This is a genomic window from Duganella sp. GW821-FHT07F09, from assembly GCF_059418705.1.
Genome location: NZ_JBWKQJ010000012.1, coordinates 238406 through 250235, shown reverse-complemented (window position 1 = coordinate 250235; position 11830 = coordinate 238406). Strand labels below are relative to the sequence as shown.

Below are 11830 nucleotides of genomic sequence, written 5' to 3'. Positions count from 1 at the left end.
TTGCATGTAAACCTGGGCTTACACGACGATGGTCTGGTGCTCGTCGCCGACGCGGGCGCGGATCTTGCCAATGGTGTAGACGATCTCGCCGGCCTCTTCCAGCTGCTCAATGGCGGCGGCGGCGTTTTCCTGCGAGACGATGACCGTCATGCCGATGCCGCAGTTGAACACGCGGTGCATCTCGGCGTCGGCCACGCCGCCGTGCTGCTGCAGCCACGTGAACAGCGGTGGCAGGGTCCACGACGTCGAGTCCAGCTCGGCGACCAGGCCCGGCTGCAACACGCGCGGGATGTTTTCGACCAGGCCGCCGCCGGTGATGTGCACCATGCCTTTGACTTCCATCGAGGCCATCAGCGCCAGCAGCGGCTTGACGTAGATGCGGGTCGGCTGCATCAGCACGTCGGCCAGCTTGCGGCCATGGAAGTCGCCTTCCAGGTCCGGCTTGGCCACTTCGATGATCTTGCGCACCAGCGAGTAACCGTTCGAGTGCACGCCCGACGAGGCCAGGCCCAGGATGACGTCGCCCGGGGCGATCTTGGTGCCGTCGATGATTTTCGATTTTTCCACCGCGCCGACCGCGAAACCGGCCAGGTCGTACTCGCCGGCCGGGTACATGCTCGGCATTTCAGCCGTTTCGCCGCCGATCAGCGCGCAACCGGCCTGCTCGCAACCCTGGGCGATGCCCTTGATGACGTCGGTGGCGATGGCCACGTCGAGCTTGCCGCAAGCAAAGTAATCAAGGAAGAACAGCGGCTCGGCGCCCTGCACCAGGATGTCGTTGACGCTCATGGCGACCAGGTCGATGCCGACCGTGTCATGACGGTTGAGCTCGAACGCCAGCTTGAGCTTGGTGCCGACGCCGTCGGTACCGGACACCAGCACCGGCTCCTTGTACTTCTTGCTGATCTCGAACATGGCGCCGAAACCGCCCAGGCCGCCCATGACACCCTCGCGCATGGTGCGCTTGGCGAAAGGCTTGATTGCTTCGACTAAAGCGTCGCCCGCGTCGATATCGACGCCGGCGTCACGGTAGGACAGGGAAACATTTGAAGTTTGGCTCATGGTGTATTTCGCAGCGGAGGCGGTAAAATAGAAGGCGGAGACCGTTTCGTAACAAAATCGCACGTTTTCGGCGCTTTTCTGCACAAATCCGCGCAAATAAGCCTGCGCGAACCCGGTCAATCCGCTATTTTATCAAAATGCCTCGTCCACCTGCCGTTTTTAACCATCTAAATCACATTCCATGCCATTTCCCCTCGCGCTAGAGCACAAGCACACGGCATTCTGGCTGGCGGCACGGGCGACCCATCCCCTTGGCATTTCGGCACCACGCGCCCCGGCGCCCCTCTATAATGCGTGACGTATTGAAAAAAAGCGTCAAGAACAGCGTTATGCAAACGATCAAACCAAGGCGAACGCCATGAAACAGCTGGTGCTCGATTTAGGCGCGGACCAGGCGCACAGCCTCGCATCGTTCGAGGTGGGACAGAACGCCGAGGCGGCGGCGCTGATGGCGCAATTCGCCGATCGCAGCTCGCGCGAGCACTTCGCCTACCTGTGGGGCTTGGGCGGCGTGGGCAAGACCCACCTGCTCAAAGCCCTGGCCAGCGCCGGCGGCGAGGACGAGCAGCGGCGCGCGCGCTACATCTCGCCGTTCTCGATCGAGTCCGAGTTCCAGTATTCGCCGGAGGTGGACCTGTACCTGCTCGACGACTGCGAAAAACTGTCGCCGGTGGCGCAGATCGACGCCTTCGCGCTGTTTAACGAAATCCGCGCCAACAACGCCTTCATGGTGTGCAGCGGCGCCGTCGCCCCGGCCGTGCTGCCGGTGCGCGAGGACCTGCGCACCCGCATGGGCTGGGGCCTGATCTACCAGATCCACGGCTTGACCGACGACGAAAAGGTGGCCGCGCTGGGCGCCGCCGCCACCGCCCGCGGCTTGACGCTGTCGCCCGGCGTGATACCCTACCTGCTGTCCCATTTTCAGCGCGACATGCGATCGTTATCGACGATGCTCGACTCGCTGGACCAGTATTCCCTTGAAACCCAACGCCCGATCACCCTGCCGCTGTTGCGCGAGTGGTTGCAGGCGGAAGCGAAAGAATGACGAATCCCGCATGAAGCTTGCCCTCTTTGACCTTGACCACACGCTGCTGCCGATCGACTCCGACCACGAATGGGGCGAGTTTTTAGTGCGCATCGGCGCCGTGGACGCGGCCACCTTCAAGCGCCGCAACGACGATTTCTACGCGCAGTACCAGGCCGGCACGATCAACCCGGTCGAATACCTGGAGTTCGCGCTCGGCACCCTGGCCGGCTTCCCGCCCGTGCGGCTGGCGGAGATGCAGGCGCAATTCATGAACGAGGTGATCGTGCCGGCGATCCGCCCGGCCGCGCTGGCGCTGCTGAAAAAACACCAGGACGCCGGCGACCTGGTGGCCATCGTCACGGCCACCAACCACTTCGTCACCGCGCCGATCGCCAGGGCGCTGGGCGTGGAGCACCTGATCGCGGCCATGCCGGAACTCGACGCCGAGGGCGTCATGACCGGCCGCCTGCTTGGCACGCCGACCCAGGGCCCCGGCAAGATCGTCCACACCAAGGCCTGGCTGGAAAAGATGGGCAAGACGCTGGAGGATTTCGACACCGTCTACTTCTACAGCGACTCGCACAACGACCTGCCGCTGATGTCGATCGTCTCGCACCCGATCGCGACCAACCCGAACGCCACCCTGAAAACGCACGCCACCGCTCAAGGCTGGGCTTTAATTGAACTATTCAATGATTAAGAAACTGATCCGAAAAATCCTCGGCACCAAAGACAAGACCGCCAAGGCCCGCGACACCAACACGCCGGTGATACTCGGCCCGGACGCCCACGGCATCGATCCGAAGCTGCTGTCGTCGAACGCGGTGCGCGTCACCAGCACCTTGCAGGAAGCCGGCTTCGAGGCCTTCGTCGTCGGCGGCGCGGTGCGCGACCTGCTGCTGGGCGTGAAGCCGAAAGACTTCGACATCGCCACCAACGCCACGCCGGAGCAGGTGCGCAAGCTGTTCCGCCGCGCCTTCATCATCGGCAAGCGCTTCCAGATCGTGCACGTGATGTTCGGCCAGGACCTGTTGGAGGTGACCACCTTCCGCGGCACCACCTTGGACAACGCGCCCAAGGACGACCATGGCCGCGTCCTGCGCGACAACACCTTCGGCTCGCAGGCGGAGGACGCGGTGCGGCGCGACTTCACCATCAACGCCATGTACTACAACCCTGCCAACCAGCAGGTGCTGGACTACCACGGCGGCATCGAGGACATCCGCGCCAAGACGCTGCGCATCATCGGCCAGCCGGAGGCGCGCTACCGCGAAGACCCGGTGCGCATGCTGCGCGTGGTGCGCTTCGCCGCCAAGCTCAAATTCACCATCGAGCCGGTCACCGCCGCGCCGATTCCCGTGATGGCGTCGCTGATCGACAACGTGCCGCCGGCGCGCGTGTTCGACGAGATGCTCAAGCTCCTCATGAGCGGCCACGCGCTGGCCTGCCTGCAGCAGCTGCGCAAGGAAGGCCTGCACCACGGCCTGCTGCCGCTGCTCGACGTGGTGCTGGAGCAGCCGCTCGGCTTCAAGTTCGTCACGTTGGCGCTCGATTCGACCGACTCCCGCATCGCCGCCGGCAAGACGGTGTCGCCGGGCTTCCTGTTCGCGTCGCTGCTGTGGCACCAGGTGCTGGAAAAATGGACCGCCTATCGCGCGGCCGGCGAGCAGACCATTCCGGCGCTGCACCTGGCGGCCGACGACGTGCTCGATTCGCAGACCGAGAAGCTGGCCTTGCAGCGCAAGATCGGCACCGACATGCGCGACATCTGGTCGATGCAGCCGCGCTTCGAGCGCCGCACCGGCAAGTCCCCTTACAAGCTGCTGGAGCACCTGCGCTTCCGCGCCGGCTACGACTTCCTGCTGCTGCGCTGCGCCTCCGGCGAGATCGACGCGGAGCTGGGCGAATGGTGGACCGCCTTCTACGAGGGCGACGAGGCCACCCGCGAGGACTTGATCGCGACGGCCGGCCAGTCGTCGTCGGCCCCCGGCGGCGCGGCGAGCAAGCGCAAACGCGCACCGCGTCGCGGCGGCCGTAGCAAAGGCCCCGCGGCCGAAGGTGGCACCGGCGGCGCCGGCGGCAGCGGCGAGTAGTCCGTCCACGCGACCATGGGCATCATCGGCAAACAGGATGAAGGCGGCTTCGCCTTCATCATCGCCTACATCGGCATCGGCGCCAACCTTGGCGACGCGCGCGGCAACGTCGCCGACGCCCTCGAACGCCTGCAACGCCTGCCCGGCTGCACCCTGATGGCCGCGTCAAGCCTGTACCGCACCGCGCCGATCGACTCCGACGGCGACGATTACATCAACGCCGTCGCCCGCGTCGCCACCACCCTGGACGCCGAGGCGCTGCTGCGCGCGCTGCACGACATCGAACAGGCGCACGGGCGCGAACGCCCCTACCGCAACGCCCCGCGCACGCTGGACCTGGACCTGCTGCTGTACGGCGACGCCATCATCGCCAGCCCCACCTTGACCGTGCCGCACCCGCGCATGACCGAACGCGCCTTCGTGCTGGTGCCGCTGCTGGAACTGGCGCCGGCGATCCATATCCCGGGACGCGGCCCGGCGCGCGACTACGCGGCCGGCGTCGCCGGCCAGGGCATCGCCCCGGCCACCTGACCTTCTGCACGCGATAGCATTCAGGACTACACTATCGCGGTCCGACTTCATCTCTAAAGGAACCACCATGTCTGGTTATTTGCAAGGAAACGAACTGGCCGCGAGCCAAAAGCCCGCCGCCACCACCTCACCTGCACCGGCCAAAGCGGCCGCCACCAAGGCTGTCACCGTCCACACTCTGGCCAACCTGCGTTCGGCCGGTGAAAAAATCTCCATGCTGACGTGTTACGACGCCAGCTTCGCCTCGCTGATGGACCGCTGCGGCGTCGAGATGCTGCTGATCGGCGACTCGCTCGGCATGGTCTGCAACGGCCACCAGTCGACGTTGCCGGTCACCGTCGCCGAGGTGGCGTACCACACGGCAGCCGTCGCGCGCGGCAGCAAGTCGGCGCTGATCGTCGCCGACCTGCCGTTCGGCGCCTACGGCACGCCGGAGACGGCGTACGCCAACTCGGTGCAACTGATGCAGGCCGGCGCGCACATGGTCAAGCTGGAGGGCGGCGCATGGCTGGCCGACACGGTGCGCTTCCTGACCGAGCGCGGGATTCCGGTCTGCGCGCACCTCGGCCTGACGCCGCAATCGGTGCATCAACTGGGCGGCTACAAGGTGCAGGGCAAGACCACCGACAGCGCCGACCTGCTCAAGGCCGACGCGTTGAAGCTGCAAGCGGCCGGCGCTTCGGTGCTGGTGCTCGAGGCGATACCGTCGTCGCTGGGCAAGGAGGTCACCGGCCTGCTGGCGATACCGACGATCGGCATCGGCGCGGGGCCGGATTGCTCCGGCCAGGTGCTGGTGATGCATGATTTGCTGGGCGTCTTCCCGGGCCGCAAAGCGCGCTTCGTGAAGAACTTCATGGAGGGCCAGAGCAGCATCGACGCCGCCATCGGCGCGTACGTCGCGGCGGTCAAGGACGGCAGCTTCCCGGCGCTGGAGCACTGCTTCTAAAACGCCACGGCGGCCCGCACGGGCCGCCGATGGTTTTTGCCGGTTACGCCTGCTTGCGCTTGCGACGGGCGATAAAGCCGAGCAGGCCCAGACCGGCCAGCATCATGCCGTAGGTTTCCGGCTCCGGCACCGGCGTCACCGCCGCGGCACCCGACAGGTGCAGGTCGTTCACCGTCGCCCACACGCCCGGCTGGTTGCCCGCCGTGACGCTGAACGACACCAGGCTGCCCGTCGAGACGAAGCCGACGAACGAGTTAAGCTCCGGCGCGTCGAGCGTATAGGTGACCGTCGCGCCGGTGCTGTCGGTGGCCGACAGCGTCAGGTAGGCGGCCGGCGTGGAGAACCCGAAAATGTCCGAGCCGAAGAAGAAGCCGCCGACGCCCGCCACCGGGGTGCTCGGCGCGAACGTGATCAGATCGATGCGGTTGTTGCCGGTGAGCCAGATGTCCGAGTCGTCGTCCGAGGCGCCATAGAGGATCGGCGAGGTTGGCGCGGTGCCGACCGTATATTCATAGATGCCGGCGGCGCGCGTGAGCGGTCCTTGGTAACTATCGATCTCGAGATCGTCGAAGGTATCGACGCCGGTGGTGCCCACGGCCCCCAGATAAGACGACTGGCTGGTGTAGGTGGTGATGTCGGCATGGGCGGCGCTGGCTGCCAGCAGGAACAAAGCGGAAGCGGCGGAAGCGAGGACGGATTTGGCGGAAAACAATTTACCCAAGATAGCGCTCCTAATCAAAAGTTAATTTGCGAAGACTTCAACTGGTTTTTTTGCAGTGCGACATGGCGACTATAAGCTTGTCATTTGGATATTGCAAAGATTATATTCGTTTTTGATAAGTATTTTTCCTTCTTACGTGGTGGCCGCCCTCCGCGCGCGGCAAGGTGGCGTGCCGCACAGAGTCGATAGCATGGCTGGGCTAGCCTGACTGAGGCGGCCGCCCCATCCCGGCGTCGGCCTCCTTCGCATTGCTATGCACCACGAGGAGTCACGCATGAACACCACCGACCAGCTCAGCGTCAACACGCTGCGCTTCCTGGCCGTCGACATGGTCCAGCAAGCCAACAGCGGCCACCCCGGCCTGCCGCTCGGCGCCGCCCCCATGGCCTACGTGCTGTGGACGCGCTTCCTGAAACACCACCCCGCCGATCCGCACTGGTTCGACCGCGACCGCTTCGTGCTGTCGGCCGGCCACGGCTCGGCCCTGCTTTACGGTCTGCTGCACCTGAGCGGATACGACCTGTCGCTGGAAGACCTGCGCCAGTTCCGCCAGTGGGACAGCCGCACGCCCGGACATCCGGAGCGCGGCCACGCGCCCGGCGTGGAAATCACCACCGGCCCGCTGGGCCAGGGCTTCGCCAACGGCGTCGGCATGGCCATCGCGGAGGCCAGCCTGGCCGCGCGCTACAACCGCGAAGGCCACAACGTCATCGACCACCACACCTACGGCATCGTCAGCGACGGCGATTTGATGGAGGGCGTGGCGTCGGAGGCGGCCTCGCTGGCCGGCCACCTCAAGCTGGGCAAGTTGATCTACCTGTACGACGACAACCAGGTCACGCTGTCGGCCGGCAGCGACATGACCTTCAGCGAAGACCGCGCCGCGCGCTTCGCAGCGTACGGCTGGCATATCCAGACGGTGGAAGACGCCAACAACATCGAGGCGATCGAGCAAGCACTGGCCACCGCGCGCGCCGAGGTGCACAAGCCGTCGCTGATTTTGGTGCGCAGCCATCTGGGCTTCGGCTCTCCCAACAAGCAAGACAAGATCGACGCCCACGGCTCGCCGCTGGGCGCCGACGAAGTGGCGCTGACCAAGCGCGCGCTGGGCTGGCCGGAGCAGCCGCCGTTCCTGATTCCCGACGGCGCGGCCAGCCCCTTCACCAACGGCGGCGCGCATGGGGGGCGCCACCAGGCCGAGTGGAGGGACCGGCTGGCCGCCTACGAACAAGCATTCCCCGGCGAGGCGCGCGAACTCAAACAGCTGATGCGCGACGGCGCCGGTGAGCTGCCGGCCGGCTGGGACGCTGACATCCCCGTGTTCCCGGTCGACGCCAAGGGCATGGCCACGCGCACCGCCGCGGGCAAGGTGGCCAACGCCATCGCAGCCAGGCTGCCGGCGCTGATCGGCGGCTCGGCCGATCTCGATCCGTCGACCTTCACCGCGCTGACCGGCTTCGGCGACTTCCAGCCGGACGGAATGGACGAGAGCACCGGCGACCGCCAGGGATCGAACGGCGGCGGCTGGAGCCGGCGCGGACGCAACTTGCACTTCGGCGTGCGCGAACACGCGATGGCGGCCATCAGCAACGGCATCGCCGCGCATGGCGGCGCGCTGCCGTTCAACGCCACCTTCTTCGTGTTCTCGGACTACATGCGGCCGGCGATACGGCTGTCGGCGATGATGGGATTGCAGGTGGTGTACGTGTTCACGCATGACAGCATCGCCGTGGGCGAGGATGGCGCCACGCACCAGCCGATCGAGCACCTGGCCAGCCTGCGGGCGATACCGGGGCTGGTGGTGATACGGCCGGCCGACGCCAACGAAACGGCGGTGGCGTGGAAGGTCGCGGTGGAATCGGCAGGTCGGCCGGTGGCGCTGGTGCTCACGCGCCAGCATGTGCCGACCTTGGACCGCGAGCGCTATGCGGCGGCCGAGGGCTTGCGGCGCGGCGCGTATGTGGTCGGCGAGGCGACCGGCGGCAAGCCGCAACTGGTGCTGATCGCGACAGGGTCCGAGGTGGATCTGGCGTTGCGGGCGCAGGCGCGGTTGCTGGAGGACGGCGTGCGGGCGCGCGTGGTGTCGATGCCGAGCTGGGAATTGTTCGAGGATCAGCCGCAGGCGTATCGCGATGAGGTGCTGCCGCCGGAGCTGGATGCAAGGCTGGCGATCGAGGCCGGCGTCGCGCAGGGGTGGCATCGGTACGTCGGGCAGCGCGGCAAGGTGCTGTCGGTCGAAGGCTATGGCGCCTCGGCGCCGGGTGACCGGCTGCTGCGGGAGTATGGCTTCGGGGTGGAGAATGTGTTGCTGATGGCGCGGCAGATTCTGGGCTAGCTGGTTATAAGCTGAACTGAATGAACCCGTAAAACACGTAGGGCGGATTAGCGGGCGAGGCCCGCCAATCCGCCCCGGGGGCCCATCGAAGAGGCGGCCTACCTGGCCGGTAGGCCTTAGAGGCGGCACGCCGTAATCCGCCATCGATGAGCCGCCGACGGAGCTTGGCGGATTACGCTGCGCTAATCCGCCCTACGTAAATCAACTCACCGCCCGCTCTTCTCCGCGATCACCTCGAGCAGTTTCGCCCACGACTTGCTGAACGCCTCCGCGCCCTCGCGCTGCAGGCGCTCCGCCAACTCGTCGCCATCAATGCCGGCATCGGCGAACTTCGCGATCACCTTCTCCGCATCGCCCCCCTCCGGCGGCATGCTGCCATTGACGATGCCATGATCGGCAAACGCCAGCAAGGTCTTCTCCGGCACCGTGTTGATCGTATTGGGCGCCGTCAGCGACGTCACGTACAGCACATCGGACGCTGCAGGATCCTTGCTCCCGGTGCTGGCCCACAGCAGCCGCTGCGCCAACGCGCCCCGCTCCGCCAACAGCTTCCAGCGCTGCGACGCCAGCAACTCGCGATAGGCCACATAAGTGCGGCGCGCCATCGCGATCCCCAGTGTGTTGTTCATCCCCTCCGGCCCCTTGTCCTTGACCGCCGTATCCCAGCGGCTGACGAACACCGACGCCACCGACGCCACCTTCGGATCGAGCCCCTTCTCGAGCCGCCGCTCGACACCGCGAATATACGCCTCGGCCGCCGCCAGATACTGCTCCCGCGAGAACAGCAACGTCACATTGACCGGAATGCCGGCGAAGATCGCCTCCTCGATCGCCTTCACTCCCTCCGGCGTGCCGGGGATCTTGATGAACGCGTTAGGACGGTCCAGACGCTTGTGCAGCGTCCCGGCCTCGCGCAGCGTGCCCTCGGCGTCATGCACCAGCAGCGGCGAGACCTCCATCGACACCCAGCCGTCGTGCCCCTGCGACGCCTTGTACATCGGCAGGAACAGATCGGCGGCGGCGCGCAAATCCTCCAGCGCCAGCTCCAGGAACATCGACTCGCCCGACTCGCCGGCGGCGCTGCGTTCAGCGATCGCCTTGTCGTAGAAATCGGCGCCATGGATGGCCGCCTCGAAGATACTCGGATTCGACGTCAATCCTTTCAAGTCGTACTCGTGGATATACTTCTCCAGCGTGCCGCTGGTGAGCAATCCGCGCGTGATATTGTCCAGCCACAGGCTTTGCCCGAGCTCATACAGACGCAATGCAGGGTTCATGGTGTGCTCTCCTTTTCACGGCCGGCGAACGCCGGCAACTGGTGCTGCAACAGATCGCCGATACGTTCGACGGTCAGGTCCGGGGTGGTGAAGCTGGCGACATCGGTCGCGGTGGCGTAGTGCCCCTGGCGCGGGAACACGGTGGTCAGGCGATCGCCCCAGCCGGACTTCATCGCCGCCAGTATCCTCACCTTGTCATCGACCATCACATAGTGGCGCGCCGGGTAGGCCTTCTCGACCTCGCACAGCATGGTCTCCTTGTGGATGTAGATCAGCACCCGGCCGTCGACGGCGTCCCACAGCCCGGAATACTCCACCTTGCGCGGCTGGAAGACCACGTCGCCGTCGGACAGGATCACCACCTTGCCCCACCGGCCCAGGTGTTTGATGACCTCCAGCGCCTGCGGATACAGGCGGTCGGCGAAGCGGTAGTTCATCAGCCAGCCGGCCATCAGCAGCAGGCGCGGTTCGTTGAGCGATTCGACACGGTAGCGCTGCAGCGCGCCCAGATAGTCGGCGTAGCCCAGCTCGGAGCGCAGCTCCTCGAAGATCGCCCAGTAGCGGTCGCGCGCCTCGGCGCCGAACTCGCGCTCCAGGTGGTCGCGCAGGTCGCGCTGGACCGCGTCGTTGTCCATCAGCGTGTTGTCGCAGTCGACCAGAAAGACGATATCGTCCATCATGGCTTGGCCGGTTTCTCGGCGTGGCCGCCGAAGCCGGCGCGCATCGCCGACAGCACCTTGCCGGAGAAATCCGCGTTGCCGCGCGAGCTGAATCGCTCGAACAGCGCGGAACTCAGGATCGGCACCGGCACGCCTTCGTCGATGGCGGCGTTGATGGTCCAGCGGCCCTCGCCGGAATCGGAGACGCGGCCGGCGAATTGGTCAAGATGCGGGTCCTTGAGCAGCGCGTCGGCGGTCAGGTCGAGCAGCCATGAGCTGATCACGCTGCCGCGACGCCACACTTCAGCGATCTCGCCCAGATCGAGGTCGTACTGGTAATGCTCGGGATTGCGCAGCGGCGTGGTCTCGGCGTCGACATCGTGTTCGAGCTTGCCGATATTGGCGTTGCGAAGGATGTTCAGCCCTTCGGCGTAAGCGCCCATGATGCCGTACTCGATGCCGTTGTGGACCATCTTGACGAAGTGGCCGGCGCCATTCGGTCCGCAATGCAGGTAGCCCTGTTCGGCGCTGCTATTGGGCTTGTCGCGGCCCGGCGTCGGCGTGGCGGCCGCGTGGCCCGGCGACAGCGACACGAACAAAGGCTTGAGATGGCCGACGATCTCTTTCTCGCCGCCGATCATCAGGCAGTAGCCGCGCTCAAGGCCATGCGTGCCGCCGCTGGTACCGACATCGACGTAGTGCAGCCCGATCTCCTTGAGCTGCGCGCCGCGCCGGATGTCGTCGTGATAGTGGGAGTTGCCGCCATCAATGACGATGTCGCCCGCCTCCAGCAGTGGTTTGAGCGTGTCGAGCGTGGCGTCGACCGATGCCGCCGGCACCATCAGCCATAGCACGCGCGGCGTTTCCAGCTGCGACACCAGATCCTCCAGCGAGGAGGCGCCGGTTACGCCCTCGCGCAGTACCGACTTCACCGTCTCCGCGTGCCGCGCATAGGCGACGCACTGGTGGCCGTCCCTGGCGAGCCGCCAGACCATGTTGGCGCCCATGCGCCCCAGACCTACCATACCGATTTTCATATCATATCCTCGCACTGTCAAAGTGCGCGGGCATGTCGAATGCAGGCCCGCGCTCTGCCGAGGGTAGACCTGGCGGGCGATCGCATCGGTTCGGTGGAGCACATAGCGGGCTCATCAATCGACACGTTTGTAGGCCGATTTG

At 65.8% G+C, this 11830-nt stretch carries 11 protein-coding genes; 6 read left to right on the top strand and 5 right to left on the bottom strand.

From position 1 onward, the window contains the following. Window positions 1-18: 18 nt before the first annotated feature. Complete coding sequence (gene purM / locus AC07P1_RS28005; RefSeq protein ID WP_494698917.1) at window positions 19-1062, bottom strand: phosphoribosylformylglycinamidine cyclo-ligase; 1044 nt, start codon at window positions 1060-1062, stop codon at window positions 19-21. Between the two features lie 358 nt (window positions 1063-1420). Between purM and hda the strand changes: the two genes are divergently transcribed. The 5 genes from hda (at window position 1421) to panB (ending at window position 5659) form a co-directional block, all read left to right on the top strand. Further along, window positions 1421-2107 (top strand): DnaA regulatory inactivator Hda, encoded by a 687-nt coding sequence (hda, locus tag AC07P1_RS28000; protein WP_090325307.1) that lies wholly within the window; start codon window positions 1421-1423, stop codon window positions 2105-2107. A gap of 10 nt (window positions 2108-2117) precedes the next feature. Then, window positions 2118-2789, top strand: coding sequence for a histidinol-phosphatase (locus tag AC07P1_RS27995; RefSeq protein ID WP_494698916.1), 672 nt, complete (start codon window positions 2118-2120; stop codon window positions 2787-2789). After that, on the top strand, window positions 2782-4182 hold the full coding sequence (gene pcnB, locus AC07P1_RS27990) for a polynucleotide adenylyltransferase PcnB (protein WP_494698915.1): 1401 nt from the start codon (window positions 2782-2784) through the stop codon (window positions 4180-4182). The genes AC07P1_RS27995 and pcnB overlap by 8 nt, the downstream gene beginning before the upstream one ends. 15 nt (window positions 4183-4197) lie before the next feature. After that, entirely contained in the window at window positions 4198-4713 is a 516-nt protein-coding gene (gene folK / locus AC07P1_RS27985) for a 2-amino-4-hydroxy-6-hydroxymethyldihydropteridine diphosphokinase (protein WP_494698914.1), read from the top strand. Between the two features lie 67 nt (window positions 4714-4780). After that, window positions 4781-5659, top strand: a complete 879-nt coding sequence (gene panB / locus AC07P1_RS27980; RefSeq protein WP_494698913.1) for a 3-methyl-2-oxobutanoate hydroxymethyltransferase — start codon at window positions 4781-4783, stop codon at window positions 5657-5659. 43 nt (window positions 5660-5702) lie between these two features. On the opposite strand, the gene AC07P1_RS27975 is transcribed toward panB, so the two are convergent. Next, complete coding sequence (locus AC07P1_RS27975) at window positions 5703-6380, bottom strand: PEP-CTERM sorting domain-containing protein (protein WP_494698912.1); 678 nt, start codon at window positions 6378-6380, stop codon at window positions 5703-5705. Window positions 6381-6654: 274 nt separating this feature from the next. On the opposite strand from AC07P1_RS27975, the gene tkt reads away from it, so the two are divergent. Then, window positions 6655-8715 (top strand): transketolase, encoded by a 2061-nt coding sequence (gene tkt / locus AC07P1_RS27970; protein ID WP_494698911.1) that lies wholly within the window; start codon window positions 6655-6657, stop codon window positions 8713-8715. Window positions 8716-8921: 206 nt separating this feature from the next. Here tkt and tal read toward each other — a convergent pair whose 3' ends face one another. The 3 genes from tal to gnd are packed head-to-tail and all read right to left on the bottom strand — an operon-like array spanning window position 8922 to window position 11688. Then, the gene (gene tal, locus AC07P1_RS27965; RefSeq protein ID WP_494698910.1) at window positions 8922-9992 is read right to left on the bottom strand and encodes a transaldolase; all 1071 of its coding nucleotides are present in this window, start codon (window positions 9990-9992) and stop codon (window positions 8922-8924) included. Then, the gene (locus AC07P1_RS27960; RefSeq protein ID WP_494698909.1) at window positions 9989-10672 is read right to left on the bottom strand and encodes an HAD family hydrolase; all 684 of its coding nucleotides are present in this window, start codon (window positions 10670-10672) and stop codon (window positions 9989-9991) included. The genes tal and AC07P1_RS27960 overlap by 4 nt, the downstream gene beginning before the upstream one ends. Beyond that, window positions 10669-11688 carry a phosphogluconate dehydrogenase (NAD(+)-dependent, decarboxylating) gene (gene gnd, locus AC07P1_RS27955; RefSeq protein ID WP_494698908.1) on the bottom strand — a complete coding sequence of 340 codons (1020 nt, stop codon included), beginning with the start codon at window positions 11686-11688 and terminating at the stop codon, window positions 10669-10671. Before gnd ends, AC07P1_RS27960 begins: the two co-directional genes overlap by 4 nt. Between the last annotated feature and the right edge of the window lie 142 nt (window positions 11689-11830).